General features: G+C 29.4%; 19 protein-coding genes. 14 read left to right on the top strand and 5 right to left on the bottom strand.

Features of this window, described 5'->3' with window-relative positions; all coding sequences use genetic code 11:
- The 7 genes from B5464_RS14580 (at position 1) to B5464_RS05215 (ending at position 7595) form a co-directional block, all read left to right on the top strand.
- Positions 1-1218: an O-antigen ligase gene (locus tag B5464_RS14580; RefSeq protein WP_079737496.1), complete on the top strand. Its 1218-nt coding sequence runs from the start codon at positions 1-3 to the stop codon at positions 1216-1218.
- The gene (locus B5464_RS05240) at positions 1205-1750 is read left to right on the top strand and encodes a putative colanic acid biosynthesis acetyltransferase (protein WP_079737495.1); all 546 of its coding nucleotides are present in this window, start codon (positions 1205-1207) and stop codon (positions 1748-1750) included. Before B5464_RS14580 ends, B5464_RS05240 begins: the two co-directional genes overlap by 14 nt.
- Positions 1743-2909: a glycosyltransferase gene (locus B5464_RS05235; protein ID WP_079737494.1), complete on the top strand. Its 1167-nt coding sequence runs from the start codon at positions 1743-1745 to the stop codon at positions 2907-2909. Before B5464_RS05240 ends, B5464_RS05235 begins: the two co-directional genes overlap by 8 nt.
- Positions 2910-2938: 29 nt before the next feature.
- Positions 2939-4294 carry an exopolysaccharide biosynthesis polyprenyl glycosylphosphotransferase gene (locus B5464_RS05230; protein WP_079737493.1) on the top strand — a complete coding sequence of 452 codons (1356 nt, stop codon included), beginning with the start codon at positions 2939-2941 and terminating at the stop codon, positions 4292-4294.
- Positions 4294-5046 (top strand): glycosyltransferase family 2 protein, encoded by a 753-nt coding sequence (locus B5464_RS05225; protein ID WP_079737492.1) that lies wholly within the window; start codon positions 4294-4296, stop codon positions 5044-5046. Before B5464_RS05230 ends, B5464_RS05225 begins: the two co-directional genes overlap by 1 nt.
- Positions 5047-5096: 50 nt before the next feature.
- Positions 5097-6371, top strand: coding sequence for a phosphoribosylamine--glycine ligase (gene purD / locus B5464_RS05220; protein WP_079737491.1), 1275 nt, complete (start codon positions 5097-5099; stop codon positions 6369-6371).
- Between the two features lie 165 nt (positions 6372-6536).
- Positions 6537-7595 (top strand): glycosyltransferase, encoded by a 1059-nt coding sequence (locus B5464_RS05215; RefSeq protein WP_079737490.1) that lies wholly within the window; start codon positions 6537-6539, stop codon positions 7593-7595.
- Here the strand turns inward: B5464_RS05215 and B5464_RS05210 are convergent.
- Positions 7560-8600: a cell wall metabolism sensor histidine kinase WalK gene (locus B5464_RS05210; RefSeq protein WP_079737489.1), complete on the bottom strand. Its 1041-nt coding sequence runs from the start codon at positions 8598-8600 to the stop codon at positions 7560-7562. The two genes, B5464_RS05215 and B5464_RS05210, sit on opposite strands and share 36 nt — an antisense overlap.
- A gap of 10 nt (positions 8601-8610) precedes the next feature.
- Positions 8611-9309 carry a response regulator transcription factor gene (locus B5464_RS05205; protein ID WP_079737488.1) on the bottom strand — a complete coding sequence of 233 codons (699 nt, stop codon included), beginning with the start codon at positions 9307-9309 and terminating at the stop codon, positions 8611-8613.
- Positions 9310-9528: 219 nt separating this feature from the next.
- Between B5464_RS05205 and B5464_RS05200 the strand changes: the two genes are divergently transcribed.
- Positions 9529-11490 (top strand): T9SS type A sorting domain-containing protein, encoded by a 1962-nt coding sequence (locus B5464_RS05200; RefSeq protein WP_079737487.1) that lies wholly within the window; start codon positions 9529-9531, stop codon positions 11488-11490.
- Between the two features lie 88 nt (positions 11491-11578).
- The gene (locus B5464_RS05195; RefSeq protein ID WP_079737486.1) at positions 11579-12295 is read left to right on the top strand and encodes a 3'-5' exonuclease; all 717 of its coding nucleotides are present in this window, start codon (positions 11579-11581) and stop codon (positions 12293-12295) included.
- On the opposite strand, the gene B5464_RS05190 is transcribed toward B5464_RS05195, so the two are convergent.
- The 3 genes from B5464_RS05190 to B5464_RS05180 form a co-directional block, all read right to left on the bottom strand.
- Entirely contained in the window at positions 12292-12603 is a 312-nt protein-coding gene (locus B5464_RS05190; protein ID WP_079737485.1) for a hypothetical protein, read from the bottom strand. The genes B5464_RS05195 and B5464_RS05190 overlap by 4 nt on opposite strands.
- Positions 12604-12619: 16 nt before the next feature.
- Positions 12620-14488 carry an ABC-F family ATP-binding cassette domain-containing protein gene (locus B5464_RS05185; RefSeq protein WP_079737484.1) on the bottom strand — a complete coding sequence of 623 codons (1869 nt, stop codon included), beginning with the start codon at positions 14486-14488 and terminating at the stop codon, positions 12620-12622.
- Between the two features lie 269 nt (positions 14489-14757).
- Positions 14758-19860, bottom strand: coding sequence for a GEVED domain-containing protein (locus B5464_RS05180; RefSeq protein ID WP_079737483.1), 5103 nt, complete (start codon positions 19858-19860; stop codon positions 14758-14760).
- 332 nt (positions 19861-20192) lie between these two features.
- On the opposite strand from B5464_RS05180, the gene B5464_RS05175 reads away from it, so the two are divergent.
- The 5 genes from B5464_RS05175 to B5464_RS05155 all read left to right on the top strand — a co-directional run bounded on the left by B5464_RS05175 (position 20193) and on the right by B5464_RS05155 (position 24886).
- Complete coding sequence (locus B5464_RS05175) at positions 20193-21209, top strand: sugar phosphate nucleotidyltransferase (protein ID WP_079737482.1); 1017 nt, start codon at positions 20193-20195, stop codon at positions 21207-21209.
- Complete coding sequence (locus B5464_RS05170; protein ID WP_079737481.1) at positions 21209-22183, top strand: lipopolysaccharide assembly protein LapB; 975 nt, start codon at positions 21209-21211, stop codon at positions 22181-22183. The genes B5464_RS05175 and B5464_RS05170 overlap by 1 nt, the downstream gene beginning before the upstream one ends.
- Before the next feature lies 1 nt (position 22184).
- Positions 22185-22955 (top strand): DUF4292 domain-containing protein, encoded by a 771-nt coding sequence (locus B5464_RS05165; RefSeq protein WP_079737480.1) that lies wholly within the window; start codon positions 22185-22187, stop codon positions 22953-22955.
- Positions 22955-24190 (top strand): murein hydrolase activator EnvC, encoded by a 1236-nt coding sequence (locus tag B5464_RS05160; protein WP_231963653.1) that lies wholly within the window; start codon positions 22955-22957, stop codon positions 24188-24190. Before B5464_RS05165 ends, B5464_RS05160 begins: the two co-directional genes overlap by 1 nt.
- Positions 24191-24325: 135 nt before the next feature.
- Positions 24326-24886: a type 1 glutamine amidotransferase domain-containing protein gene (locus B5464_RS05155; RefSeq protein ID WP_079737479.1), complete on the top strand. Its 561-nt coding sequence runs from the start codon at positions 24326-24328 to the stop codon at positions 24884-24886.
- Positions 24887-24903 lie beyond the last annotated feature (17 nt).

Here is a 24903-nt window from a genome sequence, read left to right as displayed (position 1 = left end):
ATGAATAAAGCGTTAGAGTATTTTACAAAAGGTGCATTTATTAGTTTAGCAACTTTACCACTTTTAAAAGCTAACCATAATTCTATGGTTATAATTTTATGTGCTTTATTAACTATTTATTATCTTATCCGGAATAAAAGGAAACAAACCTTTAAGATTAAAAACTTAATTTATTTGACACCTTTTTTTTTGTTTCTGTTGTATGAATTTTTTTCTACAAATTATAGTACTAAAACTATTCTACTGAATTTACCTTTTTTGATTTTCCCCCTTCTCTTCTTATACAAACCAGTATTTATTAATGAGAGTGTTAGAGATAAATCGCTTATTTTTTTTCAGGTATCTGTAGTAATTCAAACACTATTATTTCTAGGTACATTTTTGTTAACGCATCCAGTTTCTAAAATTTTTTTTATCAGCAAAGAGAATATTCCTCTTTTTAGAGAATATGTTACTAAAAATTACTTTTTTGAGATTCATCCAACATACTTTAGCTCTTTTCTTTTAATAAGTATTACAATTTCTTTGTTTAAATTTAAAAAGGCAGAGATATTTAACGCTTTAAATATTCTATTTTCAATTTTTTTTTTAATTCTATTTAGTTCTAGAATAGTAATTTTGTTGTTGTTTTTAACTGTTTTATCTTTTGTGATTTATAAGTTATTATTTCAAAGAGATAAAAGTAAAATTTTTTTAGTAGCAGGCTCTTTGGGTGTTATTTTAGTTTTAGGATTTTTTAATAATAATTTTATTTTAAATAGATTTCAAGAAATAAAAAATGAAATAAATAAGCCAATAGTTGGTAATCGTTATAACTCAACAAATACAAGGTTAGCAATTTATAAATGTGATTATTTATTAATAAAAAGGGTTCCTTTTTGGGGCTACGGATCTAAATTACAAGAACAATTAAATAATTGCTTTGCAGAAAATAATGAAAGTGAGTTTTATAAAATTGGTGTTTTTAATACTCATAATTATTATTTTAATTTGATTTTATACGGAGGTTATCTTTTTCTATTGCTCTTTTTATTGTATTTAATATTCTTGATTAAAAATTTAAAACATAATTATTTAGCTATTTTCATTTTTTTTCAGTTTTTAATTATTAATCTGACAGAGAATTACCTCTCTAGACATTACGGATTAGTATTATTTTGTTATTTTACCTCATTATTTATTTTTTTTAAAAAAGAGAAAATTAATGCAAGAACTTAATAAATTTAAACTTCCAGAAAATTTTAGAGGAAGAAATGCATTTATTGTGCAATTATGGTGGTTGGTACAATCATTATTGTTTAAGAACTCACCACAATTTTTGTATGGATTTAGAAATTTTTTATTGAGACTCTTTGGTGCTAAAATTGGCAAAAACGTAATTATTAGACAAACAGTTAGAATAACTTATCCATGGAAAGTTACAATTGGAGATTATTCTTGGATTGGAGATGATGTCGTTTTATATTCATTAGGAGAAATAGAGATCGGTAAAAATGTTGTTATTTCTCAAAAATCATATATCTGTACAGCTTCTCATGATTATTTACAGTCAGATTTTCCTATTTTTGCTAAAAAGAATATCATAGAAGATGAATGTTGGTTGGCAACAGATGTTTATGTTGCTCCAGGAATTACTATAGGAAAAGGAAGTGTTGTAGGTGCTAGAAGCAGTGTTTATAAAGATATTTCTTCAAATAAAGTGTGTATTGGTAGTCCAGCAAAAATAATTAGAGAAAGAAAAATTGACTAACAAAAAAAGTATATTATTAATCTCCCCATTTTTTTTCCCTGAACCAATATCTACTGGGAAATTTAACACAAATTTTGTTTTAGAACTTGTTAGAAAAGGTCATGAAGTAACTGTTTTGTGTTTTCATCCATTTTATCCAGATTGGAAAACAAAAAAAAGCAACGAACAACTTAAAGGGGTAAAAATTATTAGAGGAGGAAGTAATTTGTTTTACACTAATAAAACCATTTTAAAAAGACTCATTCTAGAATTTAGTTTTGCTTTTTTTGTATTAAGAAAATTAAATCTTCATCAAAAAGGGAAAGATATTGTCATGCCAGTTTTTCCTCCTAGTTTTGCTTTTTATTTTATCATTCCTTTTATTAAAAAAAATATTAGAAAAGTTGGTATGGTACATGATTTACAAGAAGTGTATTCAGAAGGTAAATCAGGGTTTTTTAATAAGATTATAAAATTCTTTATTCATAAAATAGAAAAAAAATGTTATCAATCTTGCGATAAAATTTTATTTCTCTCTAATGAAATGAAGAAGGAGGCAAAAAAAATATACAATTTAGTAGAAAATAAATTAGAGGTTCAATATCCTTTTATTACTCTAAAGGATAATGATACTAATGATTTGGATACGATTTTTGATAGTAGAAAGATTAATATTGTGTATTCTGGGGCACTAGGAGAAAAACAAAATCCAATGAAACTTCTAAATTTTTTCTCGGAAGCATCGAAAAAAATACACAATACTGCATTTCATTTTTTTTCTGAAGGAGAAACCATAAAAAAGTTGAAAAATTTAAATAATAATCAGAACATACACTTTCATAATTTAGTAAAAAAAGAAAATTTAGAAGAATTATACGCTAAAAGTTCTATTCAGATTATTCCACAGAAAGAAAATACATCAAAAGGCTCTTTACCATCTAAGTTGCCAAATTTATTAGCTTCTGGATGTAAAGTTTTGGTTATTACAGATCCTGATAGTGAAATTGAAAACCTATTTGCAGAACACAATTTAAGCTTAGCTGTAAATAATTGGGATAACAATTTTCTTATTGAAAAATTGAACTTTCTAATATATGAAGATATAAATATAGGGCATCAAAAAACAATTGCAGAGTCATTATTTACAATTGATAAAATGATTCTTAAAGTTTTTCGTTAAATCAATATATTTGTTTTAAAAAAACTAGCTTGAAGAAAAGATATTCCTACTTAATAAGACCTTTGCAAGTTTTAATAGATGTTATAATTATTAATTTAATTGTATATCTAATTTATGATAAAGAGTTTCTAAATTTTTCTTTCTTATCGTATATAACTTTGTTTTGGTTAGCATCTAGTTATTCTTTTGGTTTTTATAAGGTATACAGGTATACAAGTTACTTGCGTGTAATTACACTTTTGGGGAAACAAATTTTATTTTTTGCATTAGGTTATTTTGCTTATTTCGGTATATTTAGAGAAGGAGACGTTGTTAATAATCAGTTTGTAATTTTAACGTCAATAACTATTGCTATATCAGTCATAAAAATTTTATGGTCGTTTGCACTTAAAAAATACAGATCTTTAGGTAATAATTTTAGAACGACAGTTGTATTAGGCTTTGATGAATCTTCTAAAAATGTTATTAAGCTATTTAAAAGTAAATCTAATTTAGGTTACAAATTTTTAGGTTTCTTTTCCGATAAAAATTATAAGAATAGTGAATACTTGGGTAAATTAGAATCTGTTTATGACTTTACTAAAAAAAATATGGTAGATGAAATCTACTGTTCACTTTCTTCATTAACCGATAGTCAAATAAAAGAAGTAAATAAGTTTGCCTTAGAGAAAGAAATAGACTTAAAATTAATTCCTAATGCTACAGAATTGTATAGTAAAAATCAAACGATACATTACTATGACGATGATTTGATGGTTTTAAATGTTAATAAATTACCATTTGAGTTTACGGGTAACTTCTATATTAAAAGGGTGTTTGATATTGTGTTCTCTTTATTTGTTTGTGTAACTGTTTTATCTTGGTTAATACCTATTTTATGGATTTTAGTAAAGTTAGAATCTAAAGGTCCTTTAATTTTTAAACAAGGTAGAGAAGGTATAAATGGAGAAGAATTTATTTGTTATAAATTTAGATCTATGAAACTTAATAAGATTGCAGATAAAGTACACGCTACAAAAGGAGATGCAAGAGTTACAAAAATTGGTGCTTTTTTAAGAAAAACTAGTTTAGATGAATTGCCTCAATTTATCAATGTTCTTTTTGGTGATATGAGCGTTGTTGGTCCAAGACCGCACTTAGAAAGTTTGTCATTAGAATATCAAAAAGAGGTAGACGATTACTTAAAAAGACATATTGTAAAACCTGGTATTACAGGTTTGGCACAAATAAGTGGTTATAGAGGTGAAATTAAGAAAAAGTCTGATATTAAAAATAGAGTGCGTTTAGATATTTTTTATATTGAAAATTGGTCTTTCTTTTTAGATATAAAGATTATAATACAAACTGTTTTAAATGTATTTAAAGGAGAAGAGAAAGCATATTAATGAAGCCAAGATTTAAAATAACCGCTACTATTGTACTCTATAAAGACAATTTGAATATTTTAGAGCAAACAATTAAAAGTTTTTTAGAGACTAATGTATCTAAAAAACTTTTTTTAGTAGATAACAATTCTACAGATACTTTAAAATCAGAATTTAACCATGCAGATATAGAATACATTTTTGTAGGTAAAAATATTGGTTTTGGTAAGGCTCATAATTTGGTTTTAGATAAAGTTACCTCAGATTTTCATTTAATTTTAAATCCAGATATTCAGTTTTCTAGATTGGTTTTACCAAATTTAATTAATGTATTAAATCATCAAAAAGATGTTTCCTTTATAAGTCCTAGAGTGGTGTACCCAAATAAAGAAAATCAATTTATTTGCAGAAAAAACCCAACGCCTTTCGATTTAATTAATAGAAGATTAAATATCTCTAAACAAAAGATTTTCGAAAACGAATATAGAAGTAAAAGTTTATTAGAACCCTTTTCTCCTGAATTTATTCACGGTTGTTTCATGCTTTTTAAAACAAAGGAATTTGTAAATTTAAATGGTTTTGATGAGCGTTATTTCTTGTATATGGAAGATGCAGATATTTGCAGAAAAGTATATCAATCTGGTAAGAAAATATATTATTATCCAAAAGAAATTATAACGCACACGCACCAAAAAGGTTCTTCAAAAAAGGCGAAACTATTTTTTTATCATCTTTCTTCTGCAATAAAGTATTTTTTAAAGTGGGGAATTTAGTTTCGTCAAGAAATTAAAATATATTTGCAATAACAACAACACAACAAACAATGAATATTCTTATTTTAGGTTCTGGAGGAAGAGAACACGCTTTTGCATTAAAATTATCTGAAAGCAAAAAAATTAATCAACTTTTTGTAGCACCAGGTAATGCTGGTACAGATAAAATTGCGACCAATTTAAATATTGGAGTTTCAGATTTTGAAGCAATTAAAACTGCGGTTTTAGAAAACAATGTAGAAATGGTAGTTGTTGGTCCAGAAGTTCCTTTGGTAGAAGGAGTTCATGATTTCTTTTTAGCAGATACAGATCTAAAAAATATACCTGTAATTGGTCCTAAAAAAGACGGAGCATTATTAGAGGGTAGTAAAGATTTCTCAAAGCAATTCATGCAAAAGCATGGTGTGCCAACTGCAAAATATCAATCGTTTACAAAAAGTAATTTAGAAGAAGGTTTTGCATTTTTAGAGACATTACAACCGCCATTTGTTTTAAAAGCAGACGGTTTAGCTGCAGGTAAAGGAGTTTTAATTTTAAATTCTTTAGAAGAAGCGAAAACAGAATTAGAAAATATGGTTTCTAATCAAAAATTTGGCGAAGCTTCTACAACAGTGGTAATCGAAGAATTTTTAAAAGGAATAGAATTGTCCGTTTTTGTTTTAACAGACGGCAAAAGCTATAAAATCTTGCCTTCAGCAAAAGATTACAAGCGTATTGGCGAAGGCGACGCTGGTTTAAATACTGGCGGAATGGGAGCAATCTCTCCAGTATCTTTTGCAGACGAAGCTTTTTTAAATAAAGTAGAAGAATTGGTGGTAAAGCCAACAATTAATGGTTTACAAAAAGACGGCATCGATTATAGAGGTTTTATCTTTATTGGTTTAATGAATGATAACGGAAACCCTTTTGTAGTAGAATATAACGTAAGAATGGGAGATCCAGAAACAGAAGTTGTTTTACCAAGAATAGAATCAGATTTGTTAGAATTATTCGAAGGTGTTGCACATCAAAATTTAAACGAAAAATCTTTTTCTGTAACTTCTAAAACTGCAACAACAGTAATGTTGGTTTCTGGCGGATACCCAGAAGCATATGAAAAAAATAAAGAAATTACAGGTTTCGAAAATGTAAAAGATTCTATAATATTTCATGCCGGTACAACAATTAAAAACGGTAAAGTTGTAACTAGCGGAGGTAGAGTTATGGCAGTAACTTCTTTTGGTGATACGATAGAGCAAGCGTTAGAAAAAAGTTACCAAAGTATCGATAGAATTAATTTTGATAAAATGAACTACAGAAAAGATATTGGTTTCGATTTAGTCTAATTTTATTTTTATTTGGGCGTTTTAACAGGCTTTCCATTATATCTTTTTTCAGAAAAAGAAAAAAGGATGCCATTACAATCCTTAACGCAACCTTTTTGCTGTAAATACTATTTTCTTAAACTTAGTTATTATTTAAAAATTTGGTAGCTTTAAACTTTAAATAAAATGTCTACTACCAAAAATAAAATAATAATAGCGCCATTAAATTGGGGTTTAGGTCATGCAACTCGTTGTGTGCCCATTATAAACGCTTTGTTAGAAAATAATTATCAACCAATAATTGCGTCAGACGGAAGTTCTTTAGAGTTTTTAAAAAAAGAATTTTCTAATTTAGAATTTTTAGAACTTCCGTCTTACAATATTTCTTACCACAAAAATTTAAAGCTTACATTACTTTTACAAATCCCTAGAATTTTAGCAACAGTTAAAAAAGAACAAGAAATAATTAATAAATTTATTAACGCTAATAAGGATGTTATTGGTGTAATTTCCGACAATAGATTTGGTGTGAGAAGTAAGGTTGTTCCTTCTATCTATATAACACATCAAGTAAATGTTTTATCTGGTTTTACAACTTTTCTAACTAGTAAAGTTCATCAGAAAATAATAAATAAGTTTGATCAATGTTGGATTCCTGATCATAAAAATGCAGAACTTTCTGGGCGTTTATCAAAAATAGAAAACTCTAAATATAAATTTATTGGTGCTTTAAGTAGGTTTTCTAAAACTACAATTAAAGATAGTAAAATTGACGTTTTAGTTGTGCTCTCTGGTGTAGAACCTAATAGAACATTATTAGAACATAAATTGATATCAGAATTTAAAAATGATGCTAGAAATATTGTTTTTGTTTTAGGAAAAGTAGAAAATAATCAAAAAAAGTGGACAAGCAATAATTGTGTTTTCTATAATTTTTTATTGTCTAAAGAGTTAGAGCAAAAAATTAATGAAGCAGAAATAGTTATTTGTAGATCAGGATATTCATCAGTATTAGATTTGTATACCTTAGAAAAAAAAGTGTTTTTTATACCTACTAAAAATCAACCAGAGCAAGAATATCTTGCTAAATATTTAGAACAAAAAGGTATTGCTCCGTTTGCTGATTTAGAAGATTTTAATAAAAAAATGCTGAATAATTTGAGTAATTACACAGGTTTTAAATCTAAAAAATTAACTTTAAGTAGTAGTTTATTTAGCCTTTTCCATGGTAAAAGAAAACTCTGATCCTTCACCATAAGTACTTTTTAATAAAACTGTTTGGTTGTGAGCCTCTACAATATGCTTTACAATAGACAAGCCTAAACCAGAGCCACCTTGATCTCTAGATCTACTTTGATCGACTCTATAAAAACGTTCGAATAATCGAGATAAGTATTTCTGTTCGATACCTTCACCGTTATCAACTACACGAATAACATACTTGTTGTCGTTATAATTATCTGCAGCAACAACGGTTGTTCCGTTAGGTTTACCGTATTTAATTGAGTTTACAATTAAATTGATTAAAACTTGTTCTGTTTTTTCTACATCACCAACAACAAAAACCGGAAAATCATAAATTCTATCGAATTTTAAAGTGATATTTCTTTTTTTAGCTTTCATTTCAAACAAATCAAACACATTTTGAATAACTTCTAAAATGTTGAAAACAACCATGTTTAATTTCAAGCCGTCTGTTTCTAATTTAGCAATCATATCTAAATCTTTGGTAACAGCTACCAGTCTTTCTACACCTTTGTTGGCTCTTTCTAAATATTTTTCGCGAATATTTTTATCATCCATAGCACCTTCTAAAAGTGTAAGAATGTAACCTTGTACGGTAAATAAAGGTGTTTTAAGTTCGTGAGCAACGTTTCCTAAAAAATCTCTTCTAAAAGAATCTCTTTCTGTTAAACTTTTAATTTCTAATCGTTTACCTTCTACATATTTTTGCATTCTGTTAGAAAGTTTTTCGATATCTGTGGTTACAGATTGTTTTCTTAGATCGTTAACATCTAATATAGAAACGTTTTCGTATATTTTTTTTAATCTTCTATAAATAAAATGTTCTGTTCTATATTGAATTATAAAAAATGAGATGATAAACAAAATAAGTACAGCAATTATTGCTGTACTTAAATTAAGTTTATCTGTACTAAAAAAATATGTTATTATAGCAATACTAGAAGATAGTATTGTTAAGTAAGTTGCAGACCAAAGTGCGTATGAATAGGTTTTTTTAAACTTCATAAAAGCAAATTTATTTATCTGCTTCTAGTAATACAAATTTATAACCAACTCCTTTTACAGTTTTAAAATGGTCGTCTCCTATTTTTTCTCTTAATTTTCTAATATGTACGTCTATTGTTCTACCACCAACTACAACTTCATTACCCCAAACGGTATCTAAAATTACTTCTCTTTTAAAAACTTTACCTGGTTTAGAAGTTAGTAAAGAGAATAGCTCAAACTCTTTTCTAGGTAATAAAATCTTTTTACCAGCTTTGTAAACTACATATTCTTCTCTATCAATAACTATATCGCCAATTTTAAAAGTCTCTTCGCTTTCTTTTTCAGATTTTAATCTTCTTAAAAGAGATTTTACCTTACTAACCAATACTTTGGGTTTAATAGGTTTTGTAATATAATCATCTGCGCCAGCTTCAAAACCTGCTACTTGAGAATAATCTTCTCCTCTTGCAGTTAAAAATGAGATGATAACATTTTCTAGCGAATTAATTTTTCTGATTTTTTCACAAGCCTCGATACCATCCATTTCTGGCATCATTATATCTAATAAAATTAAATGCGGTGTGTTTTTTTTAGCAGATTTTATTGCCTCTTGGCCATTATTTGCAGTAAAAACTTGATAGCCTTCATTTCTTAAATTATAACCAACTATTTCGATAATATCTGGTTCATCATCTACTAATAGTATTTTAATATCGCTTTTATTCATGATTTTAAATAAATATAAGTATCAAAAATAGTAATTATTATTATAGCAAAAGTATCCTTAACAAACATTTAATTTTAAAAAGATTATAGATAACGTTTACTTAACGATAAAATAAAATGTCTTTTTTTACTTATTGATATTGAGTTTGTTAATGATTAGATAACAAATAAGAAATCTAAAAAGTTATATTTGTTTTTTGAAATCATAAATCCTATTCACATGAAAAAAAATTACATTATTACATTATTTTTAATGCTTTGTTTTGGGGCTTTGTCATACGGCCAAGGTTCTGAATCTTTTGCAAACTCAAACGCTACAGGTTCTTATGCAGATAATAGTTTTGTTGGTGATGGAGGAATAACCTGGACTTATGTTGCTTCTAGAAATGCAAATAATACTGCAGGTGTAACTTTACCAGCAGTTATGTTAAGAAGATCTAGTAGTGATAGTAAAATAACATCAAGTACTATATCTGGCGGTATTGGAAATTTTTCTGTGAAACTTTACAAAGGGTTTACGGGTGCTGGAAATAGACAAGTAGAATTATTTATAAATGGTGAATCTAAAGGAACATCAGTAGCTTTTGATGATTTTGATGAACACGTATTTTCTGTTTCTGGTATAAATGTTTCTGGAGATATAGTGATAGAAATTAAAAATATAACAGAAAAACAAGTTATTGTAGATGATATTTCTTGGACAGCTCCAAGTTCAGACCCAGCAATAAATACAATTGGTACAATATCTTTATTAGAATATTTTGAAGGAAATGGGCCGTCACCAGAAAAAGGAATTAATGTAGAAGGTACAAACCTAACATCAGACATTACCGTTACTGCTCCAACAAACTTTGAGGTTTCGGTTGATGCTACTGGTACATATTCGCAATCTATTGCTTTAGTACAAACTTCTGGTGAAGTTGCTTCTACACCAATTTATGTTCGTTTAAAAGAAGGTTTGGGTGTAGGTACATTTGCAGATAATATCACATTAAGTTCTGCGGGTGCAGAATCTGTTACAATTGCAGTTACTGGTGAGGTAAAAAATGCAGATCCTCAATTTACATATGCAGAATCTTTAAGTAAATTTAGTTATACACTAGAAGAAGGACCTTCTGATGTTCAAAATTTTTCTGTAGAAGGTCTGTTTTTAACAGACAATTTTATTGTTGGTGCACCAGAAAATTTTGAAGTTTCTTTTTCTCAAGATGCAGATTTTGCTAGTTCTTTATCAATTACACCTGCTGACGGTAAAATTGAAGATATCATTTACATTCGTTTAAAAGCGGGTATTACAGTTCCTGGTAATTATCAAGGAGATGTAACTCTTTCTTCTGCAGGAGTAACAGCTGTTACTTTTAATGCTGAAGGAGTTGTATACGGAGAATTAACAAATAATATTATTATTTCAGGTGTTTTTGATGGTAGCTTAACTGGTGGAATTCCAAAAGGAGTTGAATTATACGTTTTAGAAGATGTTGCAGATTTAAGTTTATTCGGATTAAGTTCTGTTTCTAACGGAGGTGGTTCTACGGATGGAGAAATAGAATTTAATTTTCCTTCTATAGCTGTTACTGCCGGAACTTTTATATACGTTTCTTCAAGCGAAGCTGGATTTACAGATTTTTTTGGCAAGAATGCAGATTATATAACAGGTGTTGTAAATATTAATGGAGACGATTCGATTGAATTATATGAGAACGGAAAAATTATAGATGTTTTTGGTAACGTAAATAAAGATGGTTCTGGTGAAACTTGGGAGTATCTTGATGGTTGGGCTTATAGAAATTCTACTTCTAGCCCACAGGGAACTACTTTTACCGATACTAATTGGTCATATAGTGGTGTAGATGGATTAGAAGGTGGTACAAATAATGCTACTGCAACAACTCCTTTTCCTATTGGTACTTTTCAACCTGCAACCGCTGCTGTTTCTAGAAACAGTATCGAAGGTTTTAAAACATTTCCAAACCCTGTTACAAATAAAGAATTTACTGTATCAACAAATAATACAAGTGTAAAGCAAATTGTAATTTTTAATGTTTTAGGTAAAAAAGTTTATGCTGCTAGTTTTTCTGGAGTGAAATCTACAATAAATGTTTCTGATATGAATGCAGGAGTTTATATTGTAAAGGTTACTGAAGATGGTAAAACAGCTACAAAAAAGTTGGTAATAAGATAATTACGAGTATACTTTTCAATATTAAGAAAGCTTCGATTTATTTCGGAGCTTTTTTTTTTGACTATATTTAGAGAAGAAAAAGAAAAAGATGAATTTAAAATTGAAACTAATTAATATCTTATTTTTAGATATAGAAACTGTGCCAGCAGAAAGTGATTGGCAAAATTTAGAAACAACAACACAAGAGTTATTTAAGAAAAAAACAAGCTACCAACGTAAAGAAGAAACTACAGCAGCAGAATTTTATGAACGTGCAGGAATTTGGGCAGAATTTGGCAAAATTATATGTATTTCGGTAGGTTATTTTGTTTTGAATGATGAAAAAAATCAATTTAGAGTGACTTCTTTTTTTGGTGATGATGAATTTAAATTATTATCAGAATTTAAAAACTTATTAGAAACACATTTTTCTAAACCTGCAAACGTATTATGTGCGCATAATGGTAAAGAGTTCGATTTTCCTTTTATCGCTAGAAGAATGATTGTACATCAAATACCATTACCTAAAAAACTAAATTTATTTGGTAAAAAACCATGGGAAATTCCGCATTTAGATACTCTAGAATTATGGAAATTTGGTGATTACAAGCATTATACTTCCCTAAACTTATTAACATCAATCTTAGGAATACCTTCGCCAAAAGATGATATTGATGGTAGCGAAGTTGCAAAAGTTTATTACAAAGAAAAAAACATTAAAAGAATAGTTAATTACTGCGAAAAAGATACAATTACAATAGCGCAGGTATTATTAAGATTTAATAATCAACCTTTGTTAGAAGAAAAGGATATTGTAAATGTTTAATTAAATTTAGAAAGTATAAATAACAATACATGATAAAAAGCTGGTAAAAAAGCAATTGCTAATATTACTTTAAACTTTTTAAAATTATTTTTTGTTTGTAGCCAAATTATCAAAGGTGATGCTAGTGAAAGTAGTAAGCCAATATAAACGCAAACTTTAGAAATATAAGTACCGTATTTATAGATATACTCGTATTCAGAAAAACGATATACTTCAAAGCTTCCTTTAAGTATTAAATTTTGAATTAACAACAAGTAGATAACTACGGTAAGTATTAATGGTGATGTAAAAAACTTTACTGTTCTCATCTTACAAAACCATTAATTAATCTTCTAATTTCATAGAAAGTTCTAACCAACGCTCTTCTTTTGCTTCTAAATTGTCTATAATTTCTTGTAATTCTTCAGATTTTTTTGGAATATCTTCCGTAGGAATTTCTACGTTTAAAAATTGTTTTTCGATTGTTTCTTTTCTTTTCTGAAGTCTTTCTATTTCACTTTCTAAAGCACCAAATTCTCTTTTTTCATCAAAGCTTAAAGCAGATTTCGTATTTTTTTTAGTTGCTTTTTTTTCTTCTTTTTTAATTGTCGTTTTTTCTGAATTGTCTTTAGAAAGAGAACTATCGTAAGCTCTAAAATCTGAGTAGTTACCTGGAAAATTTTCTACAACACCTTCACCTCTAAAAACAAATAATGAATCTACTATTTTATCCATGAAATATCTGTCGTGAGAAACCACTAAAAGGTTTCCGGGGTAATCTAAAAGAAAGTTTTCTAAAACATTTAAAGTAACAACATCCAAATCGTTAGTAGGCTCATCTAAGATTAAAAAGTTAGGGTTCTGAATTAAAACTGCACATAAATACAAACGTTTTTGTTCTCCACCAGATAGTTTTTCTACAAAATCATATTGTTTCTTCTTGTCAAACAAAAATCTTTCTAATAATTGCGATGCAGAAATTCTTCTTCCTTTAGCTAACGGAATTTCTTCACCAAATTCTTTTACAACTTCTATTACTTTTTGCCCTTCTTTAATTTGAATACCAGCTTGTGTGTAGTAGCCAAATTTTACAGTTTCACCTAAAACTACCTTACCACCATCTAAAGGTGCTTTTTCGGTGATAATATTTAAAAATGATGATTTTCCTGTTCCGTTTTTACCAATAATCCCTACTCTTTCGCCTCTTTTAAAAACATAATCAAAACCATCTAAAATCTTTTTTTCTCCCCAAGATTTATGCACTTTATGTAGTTCTAGAATTTTACTTCCCAAACGTTCCATATTAATTTCTAATTGTACTTGGTGGTCTTTTCTACGTTGATGTGCTTTTTCTTTAATTGCGTAAAAATCATCTGTTCTAGATTTCGATTTTGTAGTTCTAGCCTTGGGTTGCTTTCGCATCCAATCTAATTCTTTTTTAAATAAACTTTTAGCTTTGCTTAAGTTTGTCGCTTCTAAAGCTAATCGTTCTTCTTTATTTTGAAGGTAATAAGAGTAGTTACCTTTGTATTTGTAAATTTTACCTTCGTCTAACTCTAAAATTTCGTTACAAACGCGTTCTAAAAAGTAACGGTCATGCGTAACCATGAAAAGTGTTATTTTCTCTTTAGCAAAAAAAGCTTCTAACCATTCTATCATTTCTAGATCTAAATGGTTTGTTGGTTCGTCTAAAATTAGTAGATCTGGTTTATTAATTAAAACGATAGCAAGAGATAAACGTTTTCTTTGTCCACCAGACAAAGCACCAACTTTTAAAGATAAATCGTCTAATTTTAATTTAGATAAAATTTGCTTGTATTGCGTTTCAAAATCCCAAGCATTAAACTGTTCCATTTGCTCAAAAGCAGCTTGGTAAGTGTCTGTGTCGTCTAAGTTTTTTAACGCTTTTTCATATTGATTTACAATAGATAGAATTTTATTATCAGTTGCAAAGATTGTTTCTTCGATTGTTAAATCAGGATTGATATCATCTTTTTGCGCTAAATAAGCAATAGAAATTCCTTTTCTGCTAACTACTTGCCCAGAGTCGGGTACATCTAAACCTGCAATAATATTTAATATTGATGTTTTACCGCTTCCGTTTTTTGCAACAAAAGCTACTTTTTGATCTTTATTAATACCAAAAGAGATGTCGTCGAATAAAATGCGTTCTCCGTAAGATTTAGAAATGTTTTCTACTGATAAATAATTCACTACTTGTATTTTTTTACAAAGAAACAAAAAACCCAAGCAAAGGCTTGGGTTTTTGAGTCATTTAATTTTAGGGGTCGCATTAGGGGTGCTAATTAAATGACTTTTATACTTGTAAAAATAGTAGTTAAGTACATACTTGTCAATCCCTGAATTCAGTATATTTTCACTATCCCTGAATTCAGGGATATAAAACCCTGAATTCAGTATGTCAATAAATTTAAATTATTGTCTAATAGTGTTTTAATTTTTATTGGTTATGCTGGTTTAAATTATATTTTAATAAACTTTTTAATTAACTTCTCTTCACCGTCGCTTATTTCTAGTAAATACATACCAATTTTTAAATTAGAAACTTCAATTGAGTTGTTTTGTAATTTACCTGATTTTATTGTTTGCCCGATAGAATTGATAATTTTATACGAATTAACAGTGTTAGTAGATAATTGCACATTTAATAATGTCTTTACTGGACTTGGATAAATCTTAAACGATCCGTCTGTATTGTTAAAGAAATTATCATTATTTACTATGCTAATGTTGTTAGAGGCTGCAACATTGTTTAAACTCACATTGTCTATGGCAACATCTGCTTGCCATGTATTACCGGTAACTCTATTAAATCTTAATTGAATATTATTACCTAAGTATGCCGATAAATCTACACTAGCGCTTAACCATTGGTTTCCTTTATTGCCAGATTCTGTCCAAATACTCGACCAAGAAGCTCCGTTGTCATTACTAATTTCTACATCTAAAGTTCCTATGTTTGTTGCGCCATACATGTGATAGTTAAAATTAAACGAAGCTGCAGATAAACTAGATAAATCAAAACAAGGTGAAGTTAATATAGCTTGTTTTGTTGGGTAACCGGTGTTGTTACCAGAAGCTTCAACAAATAAATACGAATTACCTTCTGTTGCAGAAGAAGGACCTGTATTGTTAGACGGTGTTCCGTTCGCATCAACTATCCAATTTAAATCATCATTTGAATTTTGAGACCAACTACCAATGTTTCCTTCAAAACCTTCGTTGTAAGGAAAAGAAGTTACTTCTGCAGTACAACCATTATTGTTGCTGCTGCCGCTAGATAATTCGATGTTGTCTAATGCGATGTCTGCTTGCCAAGTACTGCCTGTAATTCTGTTAAACCTTAATTGAATACTAAAGCCTATAAAAGCATTTAAATTAATATTAGCAGACAACCATTGGTTTCCCTTATTTCCAGATTCACTCCAAATGTTCGTCCAATTTGTTCCATTATCTGTACTAATTTCTAAGGCTATTGTACCCATATCTGCAGCACCATACATATGGTAATTAAAACTGAAGTTTGCAGATGTTTCATTAGTTAAATCAAAACAAGGTGAGTTTAAAATAGCTTGTTTGTTTGGGTAACCTGTTCCGTCTCCAGACGCTTCTACAAATATATATGAGTTTCCGTTTGTAGCAGAAGAAGGTCCTGTGTTGCCAGAAGGCGTTCCGTTAGAATTAATAGACCAATCAATATCATCCGAAGAAGATTGTGACCATGCGCCTAAATTTCCTTCAAAACTTTCTGTATAAGGAAAAGTTGATACTCCGTTTACACAATCACTAGTACTTATTGCATTTACATTTATTGTTCTCGAAACTTGTGCTGCTGCATTTCCTGCATTGTCACTTACATTATAATTTTTAATATATGTTCCTGCTGTATTTGTGTCTACATTACCAGTAATAATTATGTTAGATGTTAAATTACCGTCTACATTATCTGTTGCTGTTGCACCTTGTTCAGAATAGGTGTCGCCAACGTTTAGGTCTAAAGTTGATGCGCCGTTTAATGTTATTATTGGTGCTATTGTATCTGCGGATGCTGCTTGAATATTTACAGTATAATCTTCTACTTCTCCGTAAGAAAAACTTTGACAAGATGTAGGAATAGCATTGTAACTCATAGAAACTCTCATTCTTGTTGAAGTTTCTAGTGCTGATGACGGAACAGTAAATGAAGCTGAAACTGTTGCGTTTTGATTTGGTGCAACTGATAAAACTTGTTCATTAGCATCTGTAAAATCTCCATCTTTGTTAAAATCAATCCAAACTGCGTAACCTTCGTTGTATTTGGTTCCTGTCCATGTTGGTGTAACAGTTACAGTATAATTATCACCTTTTACTAAGTTCGTTGATGTACTAGTAAAATCTGAATAAAACTGAGCGCCTGAATTATTATTGATGGAACCAAGTTGTACGTTACTTATAAATTCATCATTAACATTAGAACTTTGAGATGCACAATAGTTAATAGGAGTAACATCTGTTGTAACAGTTAAAGTATTACTTGCGGTAGAAATATTACCCGCATCATCTTTTGCTATTACAGAAAACGAATATGATGTGTTCGAGGTTAATCCGTTTACGGTAAAATTAGTATTTGCGGTGTTACCAATAACTGTACTTCCGTTTAAAACATCGTAAGAAGTTACTGCAACATTATCTGTAGAAGCTGTCCAATTTAAATTTACAGATGTATCAGTTTTGTTGTTTGAAACTAACGCTGTCGGAGCAGTAGGGGCAGTTGTGTCTGGCGCTAATGTTGTTGCGTTTACGGTGGTGCTTTTAATAGAACTATTGCCTGCACTATCTTTTGCAATAACGTAAAAGTTATAGCTGGTATTGGCGCTTAGGCTTGTTGCTGTAAAATTTGTGTTTGTAACAGTTGTTAGTAAGTTGCCGTTTCTATAGATATCATAATTAGTAACGCCAACATTGTCTGTAGATGCGTTCCAAGAAAGTTGAATAGAGTTTTCTGTAATATTGTTAGTAATTAAGTTGGTTGGAGTGGTAGGGGCTTCTGTATCAGGTGCTGATGATGAGGTGAATGTACCTGTAAATACACCTCTACCGTATGTAGAAGCTATAATTTTATTATTTGTATTATCGCCAGAAACATTCCAATAATCTAAAGAAGTTACACTAACATCACTCATGCCGTTATATGATTGAGACCAATTAGGATTTGTGTCATTAAAGTTTTCTGTAGACCAAACACCTAATTGAGTTGCAATAATTGCTTCGTTTGGTGCTAAAGGATTCAATAAAAAGTCTCTTACAGGGATATTTGGAAGATTTCCTTCTTTGCTTGACCAAGTGCTACCTGCATTAGAAGAATACCAAATGCTAGTAACGCCGTAATTATGTATCGTTACAATTAAATCGTTAGCAGTTTCTCCAAATCTAATAGAAGAGATTGCGCCAATAAAAGGATTATTAACTGTTGTAAATGTTGCAGAATTATTGGTAACATTTGTTAATTTAACCAATCCGCCGTTAGACAAACCAACATACCAAGCATTGTTTTCGAAAGGAGAAGCTCTAAATGCTGTTGGACTAGAAGTTAACGCAGCATTTGTTAATGATCCTTTACTGTTAGAAGCAACGTTTATACTTAATATAGAGTTGCTGCTAGCTGTAGATTGATTTGATAATAATCTATTTGCATTACTATCATAATCCATCGGGTTTACGAAATCACCAGTACTTTGATCACTCGACAAAGTTGTTGATCCTCCATCAATTCTTCCTTGGCCATTCCATGGTAAATTAAATCTATAAATTACATTAAAAACATACGTTGCAATCATGTATTGCCCATCTTTATCTACAAAAGTGTAAAAACCATCTCCGTCGCTTAAATCTTCAGAAGAATTTATTCCGTTTGCTGTGTTTGCGTCTCTAAAAGCTTGTGTACCGTTGTCTTGCGCACCAGCCGAAAAAATTCCATTTAAATCTCCTACACCATCTGGTCCAATACTTGCTTTTACAAATTGTGTAACATTGTAGTTGTTGTTTCTTGAGTTAATTGAATTACCCGAGTTGCCAGAATAATAAATACCACCATCATTACCAAATAAAACTTTAGAAGCATCATTATTACCAAAAGCAATTGAGTGTTGATCTGCATGTACATTATTTGGTTGTCCAAAGCCACCGTACCAATGTGATAATTGAGACCAAGAGCTACCTCCGTTTGTAGATTTAAATAAATCGATTCCACCAACGTATAAAATATTATCATTTGTAGGGTCAGCTTCGATTACTAAATCGTAAAATGCTTGACCTCTTGTAAAATCATTTGCAGAAATGCCTGTATCTGCATCATTTGGCAGAGCTTTAGAAGTAATTGTGCTAAAACTATTTGTTGTTTCGTAAATATGAACAGGAGAGCTAACACCTTGAGTTAAAGCATAAATTTTATTTCCATTTGTTGCTGATGGTTCTAGTTCAACTCTGTTAGAATCTGTTAAAGGAGAAGCATTTGCCTCTGTCCAAGTAGATCCGTTTGTAGAGCTGTAAACTCGACCGCCACCTTCGCCAAGAGCAGAACCAATGGTTCCCATCCAAAGTTTATTGTCTGCACCAACTTCTAAATCATTAGGAATGTAATAATAAGTAGATCCACCAAAAGAGTAAGATAGGTTTGACGATTCTATTCTACTCCAAGAACTACCGTTATTTGTAGATCTATAAATACCAGCAGACTGTAAACCCAACCAATTTTTCGGACTTGAAGAATCTCCGTAAACATGAGCTCCGACAGCAACAAAAAGTTCTGTAGAGTTTCCGTTATCCCAGGCTAAAACATCGTTTACGTAATAAATACCTTTTAAAAATAAATTAGAAGCGTTGTAATCAAAAGAATCTGGTCCGGCAGCAGGAACTGTGACTGCAGACCAATTATTACCACCATCAGTAGTAACATAAACACCGTTACCAACAACATCTCCTGCGGTATATTGTTCTCCTGTACCTACATACCATCTATTAGAATTTCTAGGATCTACAGTAATTGAGGTTACAGAAAGGTTTCCTGGTACATTTTGCACTCTGGTCCATTGAGAATTTGCATTTGAAATGTTTGTGTTTTTCCATAATCCACCAGAAACACCACCTGCATAAACGGTGTTGTTAGAAGTGTCATTTGGGTCGAACATAATAACTCTTGTTCTACCACCAACGTTATTTGGGCCTCTTTCTTCCCAAGCATTAGAAGTGTTTCCTGGGGTTTTTCTAGAAACTCTTTTTTGCATTACCTTTTTTCTAAGCTCATTTAACTCACCATCATCTAATTTTCCTGTTTCAGGGTTTATGGTAAGTTCCCACATCTGCTCGAAATACCTGTTAGGAGGCAATCCGTTTTGTTTCCTTTTCTTTTTATCCCAAGTTAATGTTTCTTTATATGGGCTGTTTTTAATAAAGTTTTCTAATTTTTTTCTTTTAGATAATAGTTCTTCTTTCTCTTTCTTTTTGATAATTGTTTTTGATAAAAAAAAGGAGAACATTAAAATAGCTATTGAGCTAAATAATAACTTAAGGTAAGTGTTTTTTTTCATGTGAATAAAATTTTTAAAAATTTGGGGATTGAATTAATTGGACAACATTATTATTTTTTGCATTAATAATTTATTAAAAAATCTTAATTTATTATTAATTACGTATCAAAAGTATTAATTTATTGAATATTGCGCAATCCCTGAATTCAGGGTTTTTTACTATCCCTGAATTCAGGGATAGGACCTAGAAGGTTTTAATAAATTTTGATAGCTTAAGTAAAATCTGTGAATAGATTTTTCTTGTGAAAATCATTCTGCTTTAATAGATTCAATTTTTTTTAAAATCTTTTTAATAATGGTATATTGCAACGATAATTTTTGATATAAAGAACATGAAGATAATAGTACCAATGGCCGGAATAGGTTCTCGTTTAAGACCACATACATTAACAGTTCCTAAACCTTTAACCGTAATCGCAGGAAAGCCAATTGTGCAAAGACTTGTAGAAGATATTGCATCTGTGGTTGATGAAGAAATAGAAGAAATTGCGTTTATTATTGGTCCTGCAAAAAAAGGATTTCCAGCAAATACAAAAGATAATTTATTAGAAATAGCCAAAGAATTAGGTGCTAAAGGTTCTGTTTACGTTCAAGAAGAAGCATTAGGAACTGCGCATGCATTATTTTGTGCTAAAGATTCATTAAGCGGTCCTTGTGTTGTTGCTTACGCAGATACATTATTTAAAGCAGATTTTAAATTAGATTCTAACGCAGATGGTGCAATTTGGGTAAAGCAAGTAGAAGACCCGAGTGCTTTTGGTGTGGTAAAATTAGAAGATGGTTTTATTACCGATTTTGTAGAAAAGCCAAAAGAGTTTGTTTCTGATTTAGCAATAATTGGTATATACTATTTTAAAGACGGTGATAGAGTTAGAGATGAAATTCAGTATTTAATTGACAACGATTTAAAAGAGAATAACGAGTTTCAGCTTACAAATGTTTTAGAAACATTAAAAAAAGACGGCGCTAAATTTATTCCAGGAACTGTAAATACTTGGATGGATTGTGGTAAAAAAGATCCAACAGTAGATACCAACAAACAAGTTTTAGATTTTGAGCATAAAGCTGGTAATAATTTGGTATCTAAAGACGTTGTATTAGAGAATTCTGAAATTATAGAACCTTGTTTTATTGGTAAAAATGTTGTGCTTAAAAACACAAAAATTGGTCCTTACGTTTCTATTGGAGAAAATAGTGTTGTAGAAAACGCAACCATAACAAACTCTTTAATACAAACAAATGTTCTAATTTCGAATGCAAAATTAGACAATGCAATGATTGGTAATCATGCAAAATATAACGGTGAATATACTTCAGTAAGTATTGGTGATTATACAGAGTTAATCTAATGGGTTTTATAAAAAAAGAAATAAATAAATTAAAAGAGGGGCAATTTCATAATTTTAAGTTGTCTCTTTTTTCTTTGTTCCTTTTTTTAATATCAATTAATGGTTTTGCACAAGATAGCATACCTGCGGCTGTAGATCTATCAGAAGAAAAAGAACTAAAGTTTCAACAGTTTTTCTTTAAAGCATTATCGCAAAAATCTATCGGTAATTATCAAAAATCGATAGAGAATTTAGAAAACTGTAATCAAATATTACCTAACAATAGTGTTGTTTTTTTTGAGTTTTCTAAGAACTATTTAGAATTGAATAAAAAGCTTTTAGCTAAAGAATATATTAAAAGAGCCATTGACCAAGAACCTAAAAATATTTGGTTACAAAAGCATTTAGTTAAAATTAATGTTGCTGATAGAGATTTTTCTGAAGCAATTAGAGTTCAGAAAAGTATTGCTACTATCAATAAAAAAGAACGCGAATATTTAGTGAGGCTTTATTTGAAAAATAGAGATTTTAAAAACGCTATACAACTAATGGAGGTTTTAGAAGATGAAAATTCTTTGTCTTCTAGTTTAAAAAATATAAAAGATAATTTACAACAAACCAGAAAAGCCAGACCTGTAAAGAGCTCTGCAGTAAGTAATATTTTTAAACAGTTTGAAACCGATAAATCATATGTACTTTTAAAACAGATTTTAGAAAGTGTAAAACAAGATTCTGATTTATTATTAGATTATAGTAAAAAAGGAATTGCTTTGTTTCCTGCACAACCATTTGTGTATTTAATGAACGGTAAGGCTTTAAATGCAAAACAGAAGTTTAACGAAGCTATTACTTCTTTAAAAAATGGTATCGATTTTGTAATTGAAGATGATATGGAAGCCGAATTTTATAATGAAATGGCTGTTTCTTACAAAGGTTTAGGTAATACTATCGAAGAAAAAAAGTACAAACAGAAGTCAAAAAAGTTAAAAAAATAATATGCGATATCTAAAATATGTATTGATACTAACTTTAGTTTTTACAGCTTGTAAATCGAAAAAGTTAGTTTTAGATGCTAACGTAAAAGCAAAAGAAATTTCTGCAAATAAGGTCGTTAGAAAACATGTTGCAGCAAATTTTAAAAAGGAAACTATAGACGCTAAGTTTAAAGCAAATTTTAATGATGGTAAAACAAAACAAAGTATTACCGTTTATTTAAAAATTACGAAAGACAAAGAAATTTTTTTAAAAGGAACTAAATTTATAACTGTTTTTAAAGCAAAAATTACACCAACATCTATAGCGTATTATTCGCCATATGCTAAGAATTACTTTGAAGGTGATTTTAAAATGCTAAAGAAAATTTTAGGTACAGAAATTAATTTCGAGCAATTACAAAGCTTGTTTTTAGGACAGGCTATGTTAAATTTAAAGAAGAATAAGCAAAGTGTAGAAATTGTTAATAATTCTTACGTTCTTTCTCCTGTTGTAAAAGACGTTGTTGTTAATGTTTTTACAGCAGTAAATCCTAATCACTTTAAGTTAGATTTTCAAGCAATAACATCACCATTAAAAAATGAGAATTTAAAAATTAAGTACCCTTCTTATAAATTAATAGATAATACAGTTTTTCCATCAGAAATTAATATCACAGCAAAGCAAATTAACAAAACAACTAAGATTGATTTTACTTTAAAATCTGTTGAATTTAATACAGCATTAAACACATCTTTTTCTTTACCTAAAGGATATAAACGCATTAATTTATAGTGATAAAATTCCGTTTACACATATCAATTTTTATTTTACTTTTTAGTTGTTTAACCGTATTTGGTCAAACAAAGAAAGAGTTAGAAGAACAGCGTAAAAGATTAAAAAAAGAAATTGTTCAGGTTAATAATTTGTTATTTAAAGAGCAAAAAAGAGAAAAAAATGTTCTTGAAGATTTAAAAGATTTAAATCAAAAAATTGATGTTAGGCAAAAATTAATAAGAACTATTAATTCTGAGGCTAAATTATTATCATCAGAAATAAATAAAAATAAGTCAGAAATTTCTAAGTTAGAAAAAGAACTTGCAGCGCTTAAAAAAGATTATGCAAGTATGATTTATAAATCTTACAAGAGTAAATCTCAGCAAAGTAGAATGATGTTTATTCTGTCTTCTCAGAACTTTTACCAAGCATACAAACGTTTAGAGTATATGAAACAATATACTTCGTTTAGAAAAAGACAAGGAGATCAAATAGGAGCGCAAACTCTGGTCATCAAAAAGAAAAACGACTCTTTATTGTATCAGAAACAGGTTAAAAACACTTTACTATCTATAGAAAAAGATCAGAAACAACAAATTGAACTCGACAAGAAAAATAAAGAACAATTAATCTCTACAATTAAAAAGAAAGAGCGTAAGTATAAAAGAGAGATTCAGAATAAAATTAATGCTGAAAAAAGAATTGCAGAAAAAATAGATAAAATAATTAAAGATGAAATTGCCAAAGCAAATAGATTGGCAAATGCAAAACTTAAAAACAAACCAAAAACCACCAAAAATAACGAGTTTGTTTTATCGCCAGAAGCTAAGGCTTTAGCGGCAAGATTTGAGCTTAATAAAGGTAAATTACCTTGGCCAATAGAAGAAGGTTTAATTACGAGAAGGTTTGGTAAACAATCGCATCCTATTTATCCTGGTATTACAATTAATAGTACAGGTTTACATATGATAACTAAAAAAGGTAAAAGTGCTCAAGCTATTTTTAATGGTAAAATTTTGAATGTTTTAGTAACATCAGGCGGTAAAAGAAACGTTTTAATACAGCACGGTAATTATATTACATCGTATAATAATTTAGAAAAATTGTATGTTAAAAAAGGTGATAATGTAAAAACGGGTCAAAAAATAGGGCAAATTTTTACAGACAAAGTTTCTGGTAAAACTACTTTAATATTTGTGTTGTATAAAAACACAACAAAGCTTAATCCTGCATCTTGGATTCTTAAAAGATAAATTTTTAGAATTTTTTATTTGTGTCAATTATTAAATTGATTGCAATAATGTTTGCTTTTTATAGTCTCTATTTTTGTGTAAGAATTTAGAAAACATCTAGGTTCTGTATTTTATTAATTAAAAAATTACATTAAAATGGAAAACTTAAATAGAAAGACTGTTGCGATTTTAGCAACTAATGGATTTGAAGAAAGTGAATTAAGCGAACCAAAAAAAGCTTTAGAAAAAGCAGGAGCAACAGTAGAAATTGTTTCTTTAGAATTTGGAGAGATTAAATCTTGGAACGATGGTAATTGGGGTAAAAATTACAAAGTAGATAAAACTTTAGATGAGGTTTCTCAATCTGATTATAATGCATTAATGTTACCTGGCGGAGTTATAAATCCTGATGTTTTACGTAGAGATAAAAATGCAGTGGAATTTGTAAAATCATTTTTCGAAAACCATAAACCAGTTGCAGCAATTTGTCATGCGCCTTGGTTGTTGGCAGAAGCGGGTGTTTTAGAAGGGAGAAAAATTACATCTTTTAACTCTATCAAAACAGATATGATTAATGCTGGTGCAAATTGGGTAGACGAAGAGGTTGTTGTTGATGAAGGTTTGGTAACAAGTAGAAATCCTAAAGATTTGCCTGCTTTTAATGATAAATTAGTAGAAGAGGTTTACGAGGGGAAGCATGAGGCTCAAATGGCATAATTAGAATGTTAGAATAA

This window comes from Polaribacter sp. KT 15 (genome assembly GCF_900143115.1).
GTDB classification, from domain to species: domain Bacteria; phylum Bacteroidota; class Bacteroidia; order Flavobacteriales; family Flavobacteriaceae; genus Polaribacter; species Polaribacter marinaquae.
The sequence above is the reverse complement of the archived record's forward strand: the minus strand, read 5'-3'. Positions and strand labels throughout refer to the sequence as shown.

Coding starts and splice junctions, on each gene's coding strand:
- B5464_RS14580 (WP_079737496.1), top strand. CDS start 1: ATGAATAAAGCGTTAGAGTATTTTACAAAAGGTGCATTTATTAGTTTA.
- B5464_RS05240 (WP_079737495.1), top strand. CDS start 1,205: ATGCAAGAACTTAATAAATTTAAACTTCCAGAAAATTTTAGAGGAAGA.
- B5464_RS05225 (WP_079737492.1), top strand. CDS start 4,294: ATGAAGCCAAGATTTAAAATAACCGCTACTATTGTACTCTATAAAGAC.
- purD (WP_079737491.1), top strand. CDS start 5,097: ATGAATATTCTTATTTTAGGTTCTGGAGGAAGAGAACACGCTTTTGCA.
- B5464_RS05215 (WP_079737490.1), top strand. CDS start 6,537: ATGTCTACTACCAAAAATAAAATAATAATAGCGCCATTAAATTGGGGT.
- B5464_RS05210 (WP_079737489.1), bottom strand. CDS start 8,600: ATGAAGTTTAAAAAAACCTATTCATACGCACTTTGGTCTGCAACTTAC.
- B5464_RS05205 (WP_079737488.1), bottom strand. CDS start 9,309: ATGAATAAAAGCGATATTAAAATACTATTAGTAGATGATGAACCAGAT.
- B5464_RS05200 (WP_079737487.1), top strand. CDS start 9,529: ATGAAAAAAAATTACATTATTACATTATTTTTAATGCTTTGTTTTGGG.
- B5464_RS05195 (WP_079737486.1), top strand. CDS start 11,579: ATGAATTTAAAATTGAAACTAATTAATATCTTATTTTTAGATATAGAA.
- B5464_RS05190 (WP_079737485.1), bottom strand. CDS start 12,603: ATGAGAACAGTAAAGTTTTTTACATCACCATTAATACTTACCGTAGTT.
- B5464_RS05180 (WP_079737483.1), bottom strand. CDS start 19,860: ATGAAAAAAAACACTTACCTTAAGTTATTATTTAGCTCAATAGCTATT.
- B5464_RS05175 (WP_079737482.1), top strand. CDS start 20,193: ATGAAGATAATAGTACCAATGGCCGGAATAGGTTCTCGTTTAAGACCA.
- B5464_RS05170 (WP_079737481.1), top strand. CDS start 21,209: ATGGGTTTTATAAAAAAAGAAATAAATAAATTAAAAGAGGGGCAATTT.
- B5464_RS05165 (WP_079737480.1), top strand. CDS start 22,185: ATGCGATATCTAAAATATGTATTGATACTAACTTTAGTTTTTACAGCT.
- B5464_RS05155 (WP_079737479.1), top strand. CDS start 24,326: ATGGAAAACTTAAATAGAAAGACTGTTGCGATTTTAGCAACTAATGGA.